The organism is Kosakonia sp. YIM B13571, from assembly GCF_042788095.1.
Taxonomy (GTDB): domain Bacteria; phylum Pseudomonadota; class Gammaproteobacteria; order Enterobacterales; family Enterobacteriaceae; genus Kosakonia; species Kosakonia quasisacchari.
In genome coordinates this window covers 70464-90814 of the sequence record NZ_JBHZPL010000006.1, presented here as the reverse complement: position 1 = coordinate 90814, position 20351 = coordinate 70464, and the positions used below count along the sequence as shown (strand labels likewise).

Here is a 20351-nt window from a genome sequence, read left to right as displayed (position 1 = left end):
TGCCTCTATTCCCTCGCCTTTACCCGCGAATCACTTTACCAGCGTGCAAATATAACCGGAAGCAGGAGACAGCGCTGATCTTTGCTTTTATACGCACAAATAAAAAACCACCTCATCAGAGGTGGTTTAGGTTTGTTATGAGAAACGGGCTCGGCTAAGGCTTACTCATCACGGTCGTAATATGACTAGCAAGCGCGCCTGCATGCGGCGTGCTCAGCATGGTCATATGATTTCCCGGGCTCAGCATGGTGGAGCAGTGTGTCGCATGTTCACGCCAAACTGCTTCGCGCTGTTCCCGCTCTGCGGCATTAGCCTCTTGGGCATTAATCATATGCAACACACCCTGATAATGCGTGCGGGGGATATAGGACGTGTTCAGATTAGCGAACATCACATGGAAAACACCCGTCAGCAACGAAAGCGGCGTGTTGCGGGTGTAAATCCCCGCCTCAATCAAAAGTTGATGCAAACAGATAAGCCGCTGGTGTGGTGCCATCTCCAATAACGCTTCCTGCGTAATGGGCAGTTCCCGGTTCAGCATCAAATTATAAATGCTGATTAATTTCATCAATGCCTCAAGGTGACTGATCAGCGGCTTAGCCCCAGGTGAGCGGCTATCAATGAGAATAAGATCCGCAACCGTCTCCCCTTGCGCCTGTAATTGCAGCGCAATTTCAAAGGCTATCCAGCCGCCAAAGGAGTGCCCAATAAGGTGATATGGCCCGGAAGGCTGCCGTTCACGCATTGCGCAGATGTAATCACGGGCTGTCTCTTCAACCGTCAGGTGCGGCATTGCATTTACATTGGTGAGCCCGCGAGCCTGTAGCGCATAAACAGGAAGATTTGCGGGCAAAAGCGCCACCAGGTCGAGAAAACTGAATGCGGATGCGCCAGCACCTGGGATGCAAAATACCGGCGTTTCGCGATCAGTCCCCTCCTGCATAACAACCACCGGGTGACAGGACGATCGGGGAAGCAGGTCTGCCGTCATTTGCGTCGCCAGTTGCGCCAGTAACGGCGGTTGCATAATCGACAAGTGCGTTCCACCTATGACATGCCGCGACGAATCGCTGCTTACCGTGCCGCGCCAGCCGCGCCACATGTCATCGCTTTCATCCGGGTTGGCCGTATAAAGCGTAATGGTTAGCTCTGCCGGAGCTGGCTGGTACCGAAGCCCCAGCGGCCTGATGTACAACACCGTTTCCAGACGTAGCAACAGATCCTCATAGCGAATATCCTTCGGTAACCAGTTATGTTCGGTACAAAGATCAAACACGGCTAGCATATCAATGGGGGATGGCAGCTGTGCCAGTAACGATCTTTCGCTCTCCGGCACATGCATGGATAAGAAATTTAAGATCATTTCGTCACGCACTGCCCGCTCGCTGCTCGCGCGGAAATCACGCTTCTGATGCGCAGCCGGATGATAGCTGTCAATCATGCCGATAAAAGCGATCTCTTCGCCGCTTTGTTGCAACTGCAGCGCAATTTCATAACTGATAACACCGCCCAAAGACCAGCCCGCGAGATGGTAAGGCCCATGCGGCTGTACGCGACGAATGGCTTCAATATGACAGGCAGCCAGCGCTTCCAGCGATGTCGGCGGATTATCTGCTGCATGCAGACCAAGTGCTGAAAGTGCATATACAGGTCGATCAACTCGCAGCATTGTAGCCAGAGGCGAATAGACCAGCGGATCGCCGGAAGGCTCGTGCACCAGGAAAAGCGGCGGTTGCGCACCTTCTCCCCGCAGCACAACGGGATTATTGGCAAAAGGTGAAGCGAGTGATTTCTCCCTGTCCTGAATGACGCCAGCAAGCTGCGCCAGGGATGGATTAGCAAAGAGTGTTGCCAGCGAGATAGACAGACCCGTTTTTACCATGCGGTTTAACAGTTGAACGGCAAGTAAGGAGTGGCCGCCAAGCTCAAAAAAGTTGTCATGCCGCCCGACCTGCGACAGCCCCAGCAGTTCACACCAGATAGCGGCAAGCGCGTTTTCTATTTCACCAGCCGGAGCCTCATCCCCGCGGGTGACCAACGCGGCACGATCCGGCGCGGGCAGCGCCTGGCGATCCAGCTTGCCGTTCGGGGTATGTGGAAAGGTCGTCAGCGTGACGAACGCGGCGGGCAGCATATGCTCGGCCAGCGACTGCGCCAGTTGCTGGCGCAACCACGCAGGCTCCGGCATGTGACCGGGCTCTGCCAGCAGGTAGGCGACCAGCCGTTTGTCGCCCGGCGTCTCTTCCCGCGCAATCACCACCGCGTCGCGCACGCCAGCACACGCCGTCAGGCAGGCCTCGATTTCCCCCAGCTCGATGCGGAACCCGCGCAGTTTGACCTGAAAATCATTGCGCCCGAGAAACTCAATGTTGCCATCCGGCAACCAGCGACCCAGGTCACCGGTTCTGTACATCCGCTGACCGGGCGTGAAAGGGTCCGGCAGAAAACGCTCTGCGGTCAACTCCGGGTGGTTCAGGTAACCGCGCGCCACGCCGTTTCCAGCGATATAAAGCTCGCCGCAGATCCCTTGAGGCACCGGCTGACCGTGATTATCCAGCAGATAGATCTGCGTGTTGGCGATCGGTTTGCCAATGCCTGGCGTCGCCAGCGTTTTATCAATCATGCACATACTGGCATCTACGGTACACTCCGTCGGCCCATAGGCATTAACAAAACGGATCTGCTCAATGTTTTGCATGGTCGACCATGCTGATGAAGGGATCGCATCGCCACCGATAATGACAGTACAGGGATAGCCCTCATACGCTTTCTGTAAACCTGCGGCAAGCATTCCTTGTAACTGAAGGGGTGTGCAATCAATCACATCAACATTATGACGACGTAAGAAAGATAACAGCGCTCCGCTCTCTTTACGCACCTCTTCCGGCACCATGACCATCGTATGTCCCGACAGCAAATGCACCCAGCTCTGCACGGATGCATCGAACACGATGCTGGCATTCATGCTCACGTGTGAGGGATGTTGTATATCCAGCATCACCTGTAAGGCCCTTTGCATGTTAACTACGTTGCGGTGTTCGACCATCACCCCTTTGGGTTTCCCGGTGGAGCCCGAGGTGTAAATCACATACGCCAGGTGTTCCGGCGTCAGCCCCTGCGGCTCCGGGTTGTGCTCTGCCGCACCGTCCTCCGGCTCCGCATCCGTCAGCACCACCGGCTGCGTGGCATTCAGCGTCTGCGCCAGCCCCCGCTGCGTCACCAGCGCCACCGGCGCCGCATCCGCCAGCATGTAGTTCAGCCGTCCCGCCGGGTACGCCGGGTCCAGCGGCACATACGCGCCGCCCGCTTTCAGAATGCCCAGTATCGCCACCAGCACATCGGCGCTGCGCGCCAGGCACACCGCCACCCGGTCGTCCGGGCGCACGCCCTGCGCCATCAGCCGGTGCGCCAGCCGGTTGGCCCGGCGGTTCAGCGCGTCGTAGCTGAGCGTGATATCTTCGCAGACCACCGCCACCGCCTCCGGGGTGCGCACCACCTGCGCCTCAAACAGACGGTGTATCAGTCCCTCAGCCGGAAGGGCCACCCGCGTGGCATTAAACTCCGCCAGCACCTGACGCCGCTCTGCCGCCGGCAGCACGGGGAGGCTCAGCACCGGGCGCTGCGGCTCATGCGCCAGCGCCGCGCTCAGCGACGCCAGCGTGGTCAGCAGATAACCGAGCTGGCGCTGCGGGTCAATCCCCGCCACCGTCTGCGCCGTCAGGATGAACCCCTCCCCGGTGTCATCCACCGAGAAGGCTATCGGGTAGTTGGTCCGCTCTTCGGCTTCCAGCAGCCGGATACCCTCGCGGACAAGGCCGCTGCGCGCCGGGCTGTGGCGGTAGTTCAGCAGCGTGCTGAACAGCGGCAGCGGCTGCGGCACGCCGCTGCACCGCAGCGCCAGCGCCAGCGGTGCCTGTTCATGCTCCAGCAGCGCCGCCAGCGCATCCCGCGTGGACAGCACGGCCTCCTGCGCGCTCCGGCCGGCCAGCGACACCCGCAGCGGCAGCGTGTTGATGAACATGCCGGGGCCGGACTCGCCGCTGTCACCGGCCTGCAGGCGCCCCATCAGCACGGTGCCGAACACCACGTCATCCCGGCCACACAGCTGCGCCAGCAGGCGGGCCTGCGCCGTGTGGAACAGCACGCCGGGACTGACGCCCAGCCGCCGCGCCTGCGCACGGATGTGCCCCGCCAGCGCGGTATCCAGCGTCTGCCGGGCTTCCCCGCACGCCCCGCCGCTTTCCCGCGTGTCGGCAATGTCATACGGTGCGGTCGGGGTGCTGATATCCGCCAGCCGGGCGCGGAACCACGCCTCGTGCTCACTCTCCGGCACGCGCAGCGTGCGGGCGATAAAGTTGCGGTAGGGCACCGGCGCCGGCAGCGCGGCGCTGTTCCCGTCCAGAATCTGCGTGATTTCATCGCAGACCAGCGCCATCGAGATGTGGTCGCAGACCAGGTGATGAAAGTTAAGCGCCAGCAGCCACTGCTGCTGTGCCGGGTCATACACCGTCTGTGCGCTGAACAGCGGGGCGCGGCTGACGTCCATGCGCCGCCGGTGCGGGCTGGCCTGCGCCCGCAGCTGTGCGGCGACATCCTGCCCGTCCTGCGCCACAAATGCCGTCACCGGCAGGACAGCCCGACGCCAGACCACCTGCACCGGGCGGGACACCCCCTGCCAGCACACCGCGCTGCGCAGGATGTCGTGGCGGTCAATCACCTGCTGCAGCGCCGCCAGGAACGTCTCCATCAGCACGCGGGAGTCAAAGGCCAGCAGGCTGTTGAGCAGGTAGGCATCCCCCTGTGCCTGCAGCAGATGGTGGAACAGAATACCCTCCTGCAGCGGTGACAGCGGGTAAATGTCCTGCACGTTCGCCGCGCCGCCGTCCACCGTCGCCACCACCGCATCAGTCTCCGCCTGTGTCAGGCTGACCAGCGGCAGCATCCCGGGCGTGATGGCCTGACAGTGCGCCGGGATACCTGGCGGCGGAACCGGCGCTTCCGCGCCCGCGTCCCGGACGGTGATGCTCAGGGCCATGTCGGCCAGCACCGGAGCGGAGAACGCCCCGCGGATATCCAGCGTCATCCCCTGACCGCGCAGCCGCTCCAGCAGGCTGACCACCATCAGCGAATGGCCGCCGAGTTCGAAGAAGTTATCGTGCCGCCCGACCTGCGACAGCCCCAGCAGCTCACACCAGATGGCGGCCAGCGCGTTTTCCACCTCACCCGCCGGGGCCTCATCCCCGCGGGTGACCGCCGCCGTGCGATCCGGCGCGGGCAGCGCCTGCCTGTCCAGCTTGCCGTTCGGCGTGAGCGGAAAGGATTCCAGCGTAACGAACGCGGCGGGCAGCATGTACTCCGCCAGCGACTGCGCCAGTTGCTGACGCAGCCGCGCAGGCTCCGGCGTGTGACCGGGCGCTGCCAGCAGGTAGGCAACCAGCCGCCTGTCGCCCGGCGTGTCTTCCCGCGCAATCACCACCGCGTCACGTACGCCGTCGCACGCTGTCAGGCAGGAGCTGATTTCTCCCGGCTCGATGCGGAAGCCGCGCAGTTTGACCTGGAAATCATTGCGCCCGAGGAACTCAATGTTGCCGTCCGGCAGCCAGCGCCCGAGATCACCGGTCCGGTACATCCGCTGACCCGGCGTGAAGGGGTCCGGCAGAAAACGCTCTGCCGTCAGCGCCGGGCGGTTCAGGTAACCACGCGCCACACTTTCACCGGCGATATGGATCTCACCGCAGATCCCCAGCGGCACCGGCTGTCCGTGCTCATCGAGAAGATAAACCTGCGTATTGGCAATAGGCTTGCCGATGGGAATTGAGCGATTGCGGTTCACAGCATCAGAGATGGCATAGGTCGTAATAAACGTGGTGGCTTCGGTCGGACCGTAACAGCTTATCAACCGCTCTGGTTGCTGTGCCGACTGCTGCAGGCGGCTGATCTTCACCGGATCAAGCACATCTCCGCCAGTCAGCAGATAGCGCAGTTGCCCGAATACCGGTTTCAGCACCTCGAGGTATTCGTTGAACAGCCCGACGGTAATCCACAATATGCTGACCTTCTCCCGCAGCAGCACATCGCGCAGCTGGTGCGGATCCTGCAGCGTCGACGGCGTGATAATGCACAGCCGCGCACCGTTCAGCAGCGCAGACCAGATCTCCCATACCGAAGCGTCAAACGCAATATTGGCGCTGTGTGAAAGCGAGTCCTGCGCGCTGATATCGGCCGCCTGATTATTGAGGATAAACTGGCTGACATTGCGGTGCTCAGCCATCACCCCTTTGGGTTTCCCGGTCGAGCCGGAGGTGTAAATCACATACGCCAGGTGTTCCGGCGTCAGCCCCAGCGCCAGCGGATCCGGGTTGTTTTCCGCAGCACTGTCCTGTTCCGAAGCCGCATCCGTCAGTACCACCGGCAGTGGGGTGTCCAGCGCCTGCGCCAGCGCACACTGCGTCACAAGCGCCACCGGCGCCGAATCCGCCAGCATATAGTTCAGCCTTCCCACTGGATACGTTGGATCCAGCGGCACATACGCGCCGCCCGCTTTCAGAATCCCCAGCATCGCCACTATCGCATCGACACTGCGCGCCAGGCACACCGCCACCCGATCATCCGGGCGCACGCCCCGCGCCATCAGCCGGTGCGCCAGCCGGTTGGCCCGGCGGTTCAGGGCATCATAGCTGAGCGTAATATCTTCGCAGACCACCGCTATCGCATCCGGGGTGCGCTGCACCTGCGCTTCAAACAGGCTGTGCAGCAGATGCTCGTGCGGTAAAGCTGCCTGGGTAGTGTTAAAACCAACGATCAGTTGCTGATACTCGGCTGAAGAGAGCATGGGTAGCGCATGCGGAGATAGGTTCTCATCGTTAGCCATCTCCGTCAGCACCTTAACAAAGTAGCCAACGAGACGTTCTACCGTTGCGTGATCAAACAGATCAGAGGCGTATTCCAAATCGCCGACAAGCGCACCGGATGTTTCAGCGAGCGAAAGTGTCAGATCGAAATGGGCGGAATGGTGGTGTTGCTCCATAAACGAAAGGCTCAAGCCTGCCAGCTCAAGCCGCTCCGCAGGCGTATTATTGAGCGCTAACATCACCTGAAAGAGCGGGCTGTGGCTCAAACTGCGCGTTGGCTGGATGGCTTCGACAACCTTATCAAAGGGCAGTGTTTGATGTTCATAAGCCGCAAGTGTTTGTTGGCGAACATGAGCCAATAAGTGGCTGATTGTCGGACAATCGGCGAGATTAACGCGCAAAGCGAGCGTGTTAACAAAAAAGCCAATAAGCCCCTCTACCTGTTGATGCGAACGGTTAGCAACCGGGCTGCCAATCACCAAATCATCCTGGCCACTTAACCTGCTAAGGACAATCGACCACCCGGCGAGCAACGTCATGAAAAGCGTGGCACCATGACGCTGGCTCAATGCTTTAAGCGAGGCCACCAGAGGTTCACTAAGCCGCAGTGGGATTTTATTCCCCGTAAAGCTTTGTACGTTTGGCCGCGGGCGATCCGTGGGAAGTGCCAGTAACGCTGGTGCACCTTGTAGATACTGTTTCCAGAAATCGAGTTGCGTCACCAGACCCCCTTCCTGAAAATGGCGCTGCTGCCAGCTTGCGTAGTCAGCATACTGAACAGGCAAGACGTGCAGAGGATAAGCATGCTCGCCGCAGGCCGCCTGATAAAGATGGCTCAGTTCACGAACTAACACGCCAATCGACCAACCATCAGAAATGATGTGGTGCTGCGTGAGCAGCAGAATGTGTTCTTCATCACCAAGTTGTAACAACGCCCCGCGAATAAGGCGATCATTGCTCAAATCAAACGGGGTTTTCCGATCCTCTTCTTGCAGCGCGGCAATACGTTGGGAACGTGCCGTTTCACTCAGATTACGCAAGTCGTGGCGCGCTAAAACAAAGCCCGTATCTGGGGGATCAATATGCTGCCAGGGCTTGCCATCCACCAGAATAAAACGCGTGCGCAAACTCTCTTGTCGGGCAATAAGCTGGTTAAATGCATCCGTAAGCGCCTGATGATTAAGCACTCCTTTGAGATGTAAGGTTGCCGGGATGTGATATGCCAGGCTGGCGGCAGAATCGAGCTGGCTTAAAAACCATAAACGCTGCTGGGCGAAGGAGAGCGGTAATGGTGCTTGCCGATCGGCCAGTGGCATTGCGCTTGCCTGAAGAGGCTGAGCCTCTTTACGTGCCCGCAACAGCGCTTTCATTTTTTGTTCCAGCATGGCACGTTTTAGCGCGTCTACATTCCTTGTATTTTTCGTCATTCGTTGTGTCCTTCACTTATCATCTTCGCTAACTCTTCCGGTAACATCTCGTCAAGTTCGTGTTGTATTGCGGCTATTTCATCTCCTGCTATGGCGTCTATTTGTGCAGAAAAAATGGCGTCCGCTTGCTCCAGTAAGGTGGGTGACAGAAAGAGTGTGGAAATGGATACATCAATGAAAAACTCGCCCTGAATCCGGCTGATCAGCTGTACCGCCATCAGCGAGTGACCGCCAAGTTCAAAAAAGTTGTCATGCCGCCCGACCTGCGACAGCCCCAGCAATTCACACCAGATAGCAGCCAGCGTCTTTTCCACTTCGCCGACGGGCGCGTCATCCCCGCGGGTGACCGCCGCCGCGCGATCCGGCGCAGGCAGCGCCTGCCTGTCCAGCTTGCCATTCAGGGTGAGCGGAAAGTTCTCCAGCGTGACGAACGCGGCAGGCAGCATATACTCCGCCAGCGACTGCGCCAGCCGCTGACGCAACCACGCAGGCTCCGGTGTGTGGCCGGGCTCTGCCAGCAGGTAGGCGACCAGCCGTTTGTCGCCCGGCGTGTCTTCCCGCGCAATCACCACTGCGTCATGCACGCCGTCGCACGCCGCCAGGCAAGCCTCGATTTCACCCAGCTCAATGCGGAACCCGCGCAGTTTGACCTGGAAATCATTGCGCCCGAGGAACTCAATGTTGCCGTCCGGCAGCCAGCGACCCAGGTCGCCGGTTCTGTACATTCGCTGACCGGGCGTGAAAGGGTCCGGCAGAAAACGCTCTGCCGTCAGTTCCGGACGGTTGAGGTAACCACGTGTCACGCTTTCACCGGCGATATGGATCTCACCGCAGATCCCCAGCGGTACTGGCTGTCCGTGCTCATCGAGAAGATAAACCTGCGTGTTGGCGATAGGCTTGCCGATGGGAATTGACCGGTTGCGGTTCACCGCTGAATCAATGGTGTAGGTGGTAACAAAGGTGGTGGTTTCGGTCGGACCATAGCCGTTTATCAGCCGCTCCGGCTGCTGTGCCGACTGCTGCAGGCGGCTGATTTTCACCGGATCAAGCACATCCCCACCGGTCAGCAGATAGCGCAGTTGTCCGAACACCGGTTTCAGCACCTCGAGGTATTCGTTGAACAGCCCAACGGTGAGCCACATTACGCTGACCTTTTCCCGCAGCAGCACGTCGCGCAACTGGCGCGGATCCTGCAGCGTCGACGGTGTGATAATGCACAGCCGCGCACCGTTCAGCAGCGCAGACCAGATTTCCCAGACCGAGGCGTCAAACGCAATGTTGGCGCAGTGCGCAATACAGTCCTGCGCGCTGATATCTGCGGCCTGATTATTGAGGATAAACTGGCTGACATTGCGGTGTTCGACCATCACCCCTTTGGGTTTCCCGGTGGAGCCGGAGGTGTAAATCACATACGCCAGGTGTTCCGGCGTCAGCCCCTGCGGATCCGGGTTGTGCTCTGCCGCACCGTCCTCCGGCTCCGCATCCGTCAGCACCACCGGCTGCGTGGCATTCAGCGTCTGCGCCAGCCCCCGCTGCGTCACCAGCGCCACCGGCGCCGCATCCGCCAGCATATAGTTCAGCCGTCCCGCCGGGTACGCCGGGTCCAGCGGCACATACGCGCCGCCCGCTTTCAGAATGCCCAGTATCGCCACCAGCACATCGGCGCTGCGCGCCAGGCACACCGCCACCCGGTCGTCCGGGCGCACGCCCTGCGCCATCAGCCGGTGCGCCAGCCGGTTGGCCCGGCGGTTCAGCGCGTCGTAGCTGAGCGTGATATCTTCGCAGACCACCGCCACCGCCTCCGGGGTGCGCACCACCTGCGCCTCAAACAGGCGGTGTATCAGACCCTCAGCCGGAAGGGCCACCCGCGTGGCGTTAAACTCCGCCAGCACCTGACGCCGCTCTGCCGCCGGCAGCACGGGGAGGCTCAGCACCGGGCGCTGCGGCTCATGCGCCAGCGCCGCGCCCAGCGACGCCAGCGTGGTCAGCAGATAACCGAGCTGGCGCTGCGGGTCAATCCCCGCCACCGTCTGCGCCGTCAGGATGAACCCCTCCCCGGTGTCATCCACCGAGAAGGCTATCGGGTAGTTGGTCCGCTCTTCGGCTTCCAGCAGCCGGATACCCTCGCGAACAAGGCCGCTGCGCGCCGGGCTGTGGCGGTAGTTCAGCAGCGTGCTGAACAGCGGCAGCGGCTGCGGCACGCCGCTGCACCGCAGCGCCAGCGCCAGCGGTGCCTGTTCATGCTCCAGCAGCGCCGCCAGCGCATCCCGCGTGGACAGCACGGCCTCCTGCGCGCTCCGGCCGGCCAGCGACACCCGCAGCGGCAGCGTGTTGATGAACATGCCGGGGCCGGACTCGCCGCTGTCACCGGCCTGCAGACGCCCCATCAGCACGGTGCCGAACACCACGTCATCCCGGCCGCACAGCTGCGCCAGCAGACGGGCCTGCGCGGTGTGGAACAGCACGCCGGGACTGACACCCAGCCGCCGTGCCTGCGCACGGATGTGCCCCGCCAGCGCGGTATCCAGCGTCTGCCGGGCTTCCCCGCACGCCCCGCCGCTTTCCCGCGTGTCGGCAATGTCATACGGTGCGGTCGGGGTGCTGATATCCGCCAGCCGGGCGCGGAACCACGCCTCATGCTCCGTCTCCGGCACCCGCAGCGTGCGGGCAATAAAGTTGCGGTAGGGCACCGCCGCCGGCAGCGCTGCGGTGTTCCCCTCCAGAATCTGCGTGATTTCATCGCAGACCAGCGCCATCGAGATGTGGTCGCAGACCAGGTGATGAAAGTTAAGCGCCAGCAGCCACTGCTGCTGTGCCGGGTCATACACCGTCTGTGCACTGAACAGCGGGGCGCGGCTGACGTCCATGCGCCGCCGGTGCGGGCTGGCCTGCGCCCGCAGCTGTGCGGCGACATCCTGCCCGTCCTGCGCCACAAACGCCGTCACCGGCAGGACAGCCCGACGCCAGACCACCTGCACCGGGCGGGACACCCCCTGCCAGCACACTGCGCTGCGCAGGATGTCGTGGCGGTCAATCACCTGCTGCAGCGCCGCCAGGAACGTCTCCATCAGCACGCGGGAGTCAAAGGCCAGCAGGCTGTTGAGCAGGTAGGCATCCCCCTGCGCCTGCAGCAGATGGTGGAACAGAATGCCCTCCTGCAGCGGTGACAGCGGGTAAATGTCCTGCACGTTCGCCGCGCCGCCGTCCACCGTCGCCACCACCGCATCAGTCTCCGCCTGTGTCAGGCTGACCAGCGGCAGCATCCCGGGCGTGATGGCCTGACAGTGCGCCGGGATACGCGACGGCGGAACCGGCGCTTCTGCGCCCGCGTCCCGGACGGTGATGCTCAGGGCCATGTCGGCCAGCACCGGGGCGGAGAACGCCCCGCGGATATCCAGCGTCATCCCCTGGCCGCGCAGCCGTTCCAGCAGGCTGACCACCATCAGCGAATGGCCGCCGAGTTCGAAGAAATTGTCCTGCCGCCCGACCTGCGCCAGCCCCAGCAGCTCACACCAGATGGCAGCCAGCGCGTTTTCCACCTCACCCGCCGGGGCCTCATCCCCGCGGGTGACCAGCGCGGCACGATCCGGCGCGGGCAGCGCCTGCCTGTCCAGCTTGCCGTTCGGCGTGAGCGGAAAGCTCTCCAGCGTGACGAACGCGGCGGGCAGCATGTACTCCGCCAGCGACTGTGCCAGTTGCTGACGCAGCCGCGCAGGCTCCGGCGTGTGGCCGGGCGCTGCCAGCAGGTAGGCAACCAGCCGTCTGTCGCCCGGCGTGTCTTCCCGCGCCATCACCACCGCGTCACGCACGCCGTCGCATTGCGTCAGGCAGGCGCCGATTTCTCCCGGCTCGATGCGGAAGCCGCGCAGTTTGACCTGAAAATCGTTGCGCCCGAGGAACTCAATGTTGCCGTCCGGCAGCCAGCGCCCGAGATCACCGGTCCGGTACATCCTCTGACCCGGCGTGAAGGGGTCCGGCAGAAAACGCTCTGCGGTCAGTTCCGGGCGGTTAAGGTAACCACGCGCCACGCCATTGCCAGCGACATAGAGTTCACCAGGCACGCCAAACGGCACCAACTGGCGGTGACTGTCCAGAATGTAAATCTGTAGATCGGAGAGCGGGCCGCCAATCAAACTGGCACCCTGCGAAGTGATATCTGAAAGCGCTATTTCATACCAGGTCGCATGCACGGTGATCTCCGTGATGCCATACATATTAATAAGGCGCGTATTCCGGTTTGATGCGTTGTTAATCCACGGCACCAGGGAACGCATTTCAAGCGCTTCGCCGCCAAAGATAACGCAACGCAGGGTGTGGGGAGCTGAGTCCTGTGCAGCAATCAACTGGCGGAATGCGCTGGGGGTTTGATTGAGCACCGTAACCTGTTCACGGCATAGCAGGGTATAGAGCGTTTGTGGTGAGCGGGCGCATGCGGTTGACACAACAATCAATCGGCCGCCTGAGCACAATGCGCCGAATAACTCCCAGACGGAAAAATCAAAAGAGAAAGAGTGGCACAGTGACCAGGTATCTTTGCTACTAAAACTAAAAATAGGCTGGCTGACGGTTAAAAGACGGTTGATATTCCGGTGTTCAACCATCACGCCTTTCGGCTGACCAGTGGAGCCGGACGTATAAATAACGTAGGCCAGATGATATGCCGCCAGGCCGAGAGATAATGGCACAGGGTTGTGCTCATCCTCCTCGTCAGCACCGGCAGGAAACGGCGCATCCATTAACACGGTTGGAATAGCGCTATTCAGCGCCTGCACAAGAGCAGAATGGGTTACCAGTGCGGTGGGGTTGGAATCTTGCAGCATGTAATTCAGTCGTTCGCTCGGATAGACCGGATCCAAAGGAACATAGGCTCCGCCAGCCTTGAGGATACCGAGTATGCCGATCACCATGTCGAGGCCACGTTCCAGACAAATTGCTACCCGGTCATTTGGATGTACACCCATTCTGATGAGCTGATGAGCCAGCGTGTTTGCCTGGCGGTTCAGCGCGTCATAGGTTAATGAACTCCCCTCGAAAACGGCAGCGATAGCCTGTGGCGAGCGATGTACTTGGGCTTCAAACATTTCGTGGACTAATAGGTCAGAAGCCTCACTTTCTATAGCATGAACAGGCTGTAGCAATTGCTGGCGTTCATGTGTCGATAAAACAGGTAAGTGAGACACTGGCGTATCAATATTCTGCAACGCGCCTTCCAGTAATACAGCAAGGCGAGATTGCATAGCCTGAATATCTGCAGGGGTGAAATAGTCGAAGGAGAAATTAAATTCAACGGATACCGATTGGTTCTGTTTATTATTACTGGTGATAGCGTACTGATTAATGGTTATCGCTAAAGGGTATTGCGCCCGGTGATGAGGTTCAATGGTATTAATTGTCGCCCCTTCCAGATGAACGTTAACATCGTAAGGTTCATAGGATAACGACATATCAAATAAATTCGTTCTATTGGTATTTTGTTGTCTTTTTATTTTCCGATGAATTTCTGCAACAGGTAGCCTCTGGTGTTTATAGCAAATATGTAATTCATCGGCGGCTTTTTGCATTACATCAGAAAAGGTGTCCTCTTCCGTTAATTTAATACGAACCGGGATAACAGAGGCATACATTCCCACCGCCGCTTTTTGCCGTGCATTTCTTCGATTATGGAGTGGGATACCAAAGACAATATCATCAACGTTTTTAACTCTTTTAAAATAACAGGCAAAAAGGGCATACATAAAATGCAATACAGACAACCCATATAAAGAAGCCGCCAGTTCAATACGCTGAAAAAGGGTTTCCTCAAGCATCCAGGTAACAGGCTCAGGCAGACATGTTGCCGGCATCCGGGCTGTCACCAAAGGATGGAATAATTGCGGCGGCAATGCCGTATATCGCTCAAGCCAGAAAGCCTGGTCTTTTATGCACTGCCGCGCACTCAGATAAGCCGCATCATTGGCGACAAAATCGGCATAGGATAACGATGCGCCTTCAAATAAACTCTCTTTGCGGATCAGTCGGCTATAATTTTCGCTCAACTCAGCATTAATAAGGCTTAGGCTCGTTCCGTCGGCAATAATATGATGGCAGCACAGTTGCCAATACCAACGGTTATTGCCCGCAGAGATTAACGAGCTGCGCCATAATCTTTCAGCCAAATTAAATGGCTGAGTAAAGTTTAACTTCACATATTGTTCAGCTTCATTTATTGGGTTATCCGTTGCCGTGAAATCTTTAAATTCCATTAATGGCAACGAGGAGGAATCAAAATATTGTGCTGGAGACGTACCGGCAACCATACGCAAACGAAATGCATCATGCCGCTTAATGACAGAATCAAACGCTTTAACCATGATATCGGGAACGATATTGCCATCAATGATTATAACGCTCCCTATATTGTAGTTTGTTAATTCAGGATTGAGTGTCTGCGCGAACCAAATCGCTTGCTGATCTGCACTCAATGGGAACGAGGATGCCGGGAGTGCTGTACTTTCTTTTGTCACTAATGCACTGTTTAAGAGTCTATTATTGGGAGATATGTCCATATATTCCAACCTAATTAATGAGAACCAAATCGTCGTAATTAATTGACAGCACGCTTATTTCCAGAAAGCAGAACGCCATCAAATAATATTCCTGATGAATATTTTTATCCTTTAAATGAACGAGCAATTATCCACTGCAACCCCAGGATGCCTTGTCGTCAACGTCGCGAACCGTATGAGGTAAAACTCAACATGTCTAAACGATAAACCAATCAATTAGTGCAACCGTCCATTCTCCACACCGGATATATCCAGTTTAAAAAGCACGTAATAATACCGGGAGAAATCATTACGTAAGATTCACATCATATAAAAAACACCATAAATCAGTCCCATATACTTACTCACAGGGTTATTCACTGCGGATTAAACGATCCGTAGCGAGTAATAGCCCTTGCAAGTTAACAATAATAAATACCTTTTGAGTCTCTATGGCAAGAAAATATATAACCTTAACAACACAACAGTGATATACGCAGCACCATGCGCTTGATAATAAAGATTTTATTATTTTTAATTTGACAAAAAAACATTTTTATATTTACGTTTGCCGCTACAGTGAAAAACTCCGAGGAGAGTTTATTTTATTATTCTGCGCAATTATTCATGAAATGGATAAATAAATGAGAACATAAAAAATCTTCGCGTTGATGAGCGATAACAGTGTGATTTAAACAAGACGATTCTCCACCACCGCGCTCTTGCTGAGAAAGAAATGCATGATGACGACACCACCTGCGGTACACTGATTGTGTTTTCTGGCAATACGTTTACCGATGTACTTACTCATTAACTTAATGATAGATAAATATGTTTACGTCACAACTAAGCCATTCTACCGCTGCTTTCGTGATGCAGTCGGAAACGGGTTTCATAACGCAATTCCCTGCAATGGCCTACTGCCAGGTCGCATTCGACGCAACCTCTTACCGGGATTCGCTTTTTAGCGAATATGCCATCCCCTTTCCTTCGATGCTTGATAAAGCGGTAGTAAAACGACGCGCGGAGTACCTTGCGGTTCGCTATGCCGCCAGGCAATTATTACAAAACGCAGGCTGTGATGGCCACGTTGATACATCTTCCAGCCGGGAGCCCGTCTGGCCTGCGGGCTGGTGCGGCAGCCTTTCTCATACCCGTGGTCACGCTATTGCGATTATTGCACCGTGTAATTCAGGGTTAACGCCTGGCATTGATATTGAAATGTTCGACGCAAAGACCATGAGAGAGACGGCGGAGATGTTCACCAGCGTTGATGAACGACAATTACTTGCCGCCTGCGGCTTAGCGTATGAAACGGCGTTACTAATAGCCTTTTCCGCCAAAGAGAGTCTGTTCAAAGCGCTCTATCCTGAGGTGAAATGTTTTTTCGGTTTTGAAGCGGCGCGAATATGTAGCATCGATACGGCGGCACATAGCATTATCCTTGAGCTAACGCAGCCGCTGACGCCTGAGCGTAAACAAGGATGCCAATTTAATGGCCAGTATCTTATCGAGGAAAATCGTGTGATTACGCTGATCGCGTAAGACACTGGCCAGGTAACAAATTGGGAAAGGCAGCAGCAATTGCCGCTGCCTTTTTTTGCAACTTACAGACCCACAATGGTTCCGGTATTTGTTATCGCATTCGTTTCGAGCTCAAGGCCGTAAAAACCGCCCAGAACCGCGTCTTTACCGCTGTTCGTGACTTTATTTGCGTTCACTTTCGCGGTGCCATAACTCAGCATATTGAGGTAGTTATACACGTTACCGTCTGTTTTCACGGTTAATGCATAATCACTGACAATATTGCCTCGGTTATTAATATCTTTTACCGCATTAATCTCAATGTTTTGCCCAAGCATATTGCTGTTGCTGTTGTTGGCAACGTGTCGCTGGGTAGTGAGTGTAAGGCGGGTTCCAGCAAGGATATCTTTAAAGTTCTCGATACCGTTCAGGGCATTAATCGCCAGCGCATTATTAGCGGCGATGGTATTGCGGTTATACAGCACACCTTTCAACACGCTGAAATTGACATCACCTTTACCGCTGATCCAGCCGTAGTTGGTGGTGCTATTATCCACGCTCAGGTTCAGGTTCTTATCAGAAGCGATAACCCCCGTTGCCGTTCCATCTTCCAACTTACCGTTGCTGTAGTTCTCAAGGTAAGCAGAAGTGATGTCGAGGTTACCTGCGCTATATGTCATCGCATAGTTATTATAGAAAACACCTGCCGCTTTAATGATGGCGTTGGCTCCGCTCATCAGCATACTGCGGGTGTTATCGAATACGCCCCGGGACAGCACGTTAAGCGGGCCGTTTTCTGCCAGAATACGGCTGTTAGTGTTGTAGATATTTTGAGCGGAAAGCGAGACGCCCGCGTTTCCAACCATGCCACCAACATCACCTTCGACACCAAAATACTCGCCGTTGTAATAACTGAAGTTATTACCGTCTCTGTTTTCAATATTGCCGACAGCATTTACGGTAAGCGTTTTATTCGCGGCAATCAGCGCCGTGTTGTTATAGACACCTGATTTGGAGTCAATGGAGATATTTTCACCTGCGATTAACCCGTTGTTGTTATCCACCGAGTTGGCAACCAGAGTAATATCCCCTCGCAAAGAGGTTACCGAGCCTTTATAACTATCGAAATTACCGGTCAGGATCAGGTTAATATCACTGGCGCCAGCAATCTGCCCATAGTCATTGAGCAACCAGTTCCCGCTAATTCCGATATCGCCCGCAGAGGTAATCTTGCCGCTATAGTTATCAACCGTTCCTTTTGCCGCCACATTTACATCGCCAGTCAGGGAACGCAGCGTGCCGCGATTATTACCCACATTACTATTAGAGCTAATCGTCAGATCACCGCCTGCCTCAATAAGGGAATTATTATTGGTAACGTTGTTTGCAGTAATAGAGACATCACCACCGCCCAACATATAGAGGTAGTTATACAGATTACCTTTGGTCACAACACTCATATCGCCATCGCTGACAATATTGCCGCGGTTATTAATGTCGTTTACCGCGTTAATAGTAATCCCGTTACCGACCATATTACTGTTGCTATTGTTTGTCACATGACGTTGCGTATCCAGCGTCAGGCTGCCACCGGCGGAGATATCTTTGAAGTTCTCGATACCGTTCAGGGCAGCGATCGCAAGCGACTTATCAGCCGCAATGGTATTACGGTTATAAAACGCCCCTTTCACGACATTCAGCGCCACAGCGCCTGTACCACTGATCCAGCCGTAGTTAGTGAAATTGTTGTCCACATTCAGCGTGATATCTTTATCTGCGGTGATAAATCCTGTGGCGTTATTATCGATAAGCGTGCCGCTGCTGTAGTTTTCCAGGGAGACGGTATCGAGTGTGAGGTTGCCTCCGCTGGAAATCGTTGCGTAGTTATTGTAGAAAGCCCCGCCAGTTTTGATTGCGGTATCGGCCCCGCTGACCATCAGCGCACGCGTGTTATCAATATTCCCTTTCGCTTGCAGGCTCATTGGCCCATTTTCAGCAATAATGCGGCTGTTGTTGTTGTAAATATTCTGCCCGGAAATCTCAACGCCACCTTTACCGATCAAGCCACCGGTCTGTTGCGGCATGCCGAAATAGAGGCCAAAGTCATTGCCAAAGCGATTACCATCACGGTTATCAACATTCCCGCCCGCATGAATAGTCAGCTTTTTACTGGCTAAGACCAGTGATCTGGCGGTGTTTACTCCTGCTTTCGCGTCGATGGAGATATTTTGCCCCATCATGAAACCACCGTGAGTATCTACTGCATTCGCACTCAGTGAGATATCACCTTCTTCCGCACTGACAACGCCAATATAGTTGCTCAGGTTGCCGTTAACCGACACCTCCACGCCCTTCTTACCGCCAATGCCACCATAGTCATTACGATAGGAGTCCCCCTTCACAATTACTTTACTATTGGAAAGAAGATTGCCGGAATCGTTATTGACCAGGCCCTTGCTGTTTAGCAAAACATCGCCGTTTGATGCGATCTGACCACCGCTGTTATTGATGCTGTTTGCGTTGATTACTACACCGGTATCGGCTGCGATGCCTAAGGAATCGGAACTGACGGTATCCGCTGTTTTGGTACTGCCGTTGTTGATAGTGCCACCAGACAGTATGTTGATATGACCGCTGGCGGAGCGGATCAGGCCCTTGTTGTTGTCGACATTGCCAAGGCTGACGATGTCCATGTCGCCTGACGTTTCCAGAATACCGCTGTTGTTGTTAATCGCGCCGGACTCAAGCCCAAGATAGCCGCCATGGATCTGGCCGTTACTGTTATTTAGCGTACCGGTTTTTAAGGTGACAATACCCGCTTCGATACCGACATCGTTCCCTTTACCGGTGTTGGTAAAGGTATTGTTATTGGTGTCGACAGCCAGCACACCACTGGCGGCAATTTTGCCGTTCGTGTTATCAAACGCACCGCTATTAACGTAGATATCTGCCGTAGTCGAAATCGTACCTGAACGGGCATTAACAATAGCGTTCTTATTGGTATCGAGATAAATAGCACCCGCAGACGTAATAACGCCCGTTGTATTATCCAATTTGCCGTTGGTATTAATTTTTGTCGAACCGATCGATTGAATCTGAGCATTATTGTTCAATAGCTGACCATTGGCATCAATGCTGATCCCGCCTGTGCCACCGGCAATAACGCCCTGGTTACGCACGCCCACGCCGCTTTCGGTACTGATAAGGTTAATTTTGTTCGCGTACATTCCGCCAACTTGCGCAACGTCAACGCTATAGCTGTTACGCGAGCCTGACGCAGTGACAGTTCCGGTCACCTGGCCGTCTGCATTAACGTAGTTATTACCCGCAACAATATTCAGTTCGTCAGCTGTAACTTTCCCGCTGAGCACTACGTTGCGTGACAAAATTTCAGTTGGGCTGGCGTTATCCAGTTTGCTGATATTAATGGTTCCACCGTTTACGGAATAACCCGCGAGTTTGCCGTTTTGAATATCTGGCGTGCCGGTGGTCAGGGTGAGTTTATCGGTATTAATCGTCCCGCCACCATTAACCGTAATACCATTGGGGTTGGCGATAATCAGCGCGGCTTTATCACCCGCAACTTCCATCATGCCATTGATCGTCGACGCATTTTTGGAGGTAACTTCATTGAGAATAACTTTTGCCGATCCGGATGTCAGATTGCTGTTACCCTGGATGGTACCACCCAATACTGTATCGGATGCTGAACCGCTGTTATTAAAAATAACGCCATTTTTATCGACGTTCAGGTTGTCCCAAACGTTATGTGACAAGCCATTGCTGTTAGGTTTATTAATATCGACTACCGGCACACCATTCGCATTATATAGCGTGCCATTTTTCATACTTAAACCAGCGGAATGCGCAACAGCAGGTAATGCAAATATCATTGCTACCGTCAACGGGGCCAGCTGAGTTCTCACAAGGCGTTGGACTTTCTTTTCCGAATTAATCACGCTTTTGCTTCCCTTTAATTAACCTTCAGAACCAATTTGAAATAAAACGTTCTCAGTCTTGTTTCC

Annotated in this window: 4 protein-coding genes; 1 reads left to right on the top strand and 3 read right to left on the bottom strand. The window is 55.7% G+C overall.

From position 1 onward, the window contains the following. Window positions 1–154: 154 nt before the first annotated feature. Both ACFX4O_RS15760 and ACFX4O_RS15755 read right to left on the bottom strand, forming a co-directional pair. Window positions 155–8167, bottom strand: coding sequence for an amino acid adenylation domain-containing protein (locus ACFX4O_RS15760; RefSeq protein ID WP_380221855.1), 8013 nt, complete (start codon window positions 8165–8167; stop codon window positions 155–157). A 107-nt stretch (window positions 8168–8274) separates the two neighbouring features. Then, window positions 8275–14823, bottom strand: a complete 6549-nt coding sequence (locus ACFX4O_RS15755; protein ID WP_380221850.1) for an amino acid adenylation domain-containing protein — start codon at window positions 14821–14823, stop codon at window positions 8275–8277. Window positions 14824–15633: 810 nt separating this feature from the next. On the opposite strand from ACFX4O_RS15755, the gene ACFX4O_RS15750 reads away from it, so the two are divergent. Next, a complete protein-coding gene (locus ACFX4O_RS15750; RefSeq protein WP_380211620.1) occupies window positions 15634–16347 on the top strand; it encodes a 4'-phosphopantetheinyl transferase in 714 nt (237 codons plus the stop codon). 62 nt (window positions 16348–16409) lie between these two features. Here ACFX4O_RS15750 and ACFX4O_RS15745 read toward each other — a convergent pair whose 3' ends face one another. Beyond that, the gene (locus tag ACFX4O_RS15745; protein ID WP_380211618.1) at window positions 16410–20174 is read right to left on the bottom strand and encodes a filamentous hemagglutinin N-terminal domain-containing protein; all 3765 of its coding nucleotides are present in this window, start codon (window positions 20172–20174) and stop codon (window positions 16410–16412) included. Between the last annotated feature and the right edge of the window lie 177 nt (window positions 20175–20351).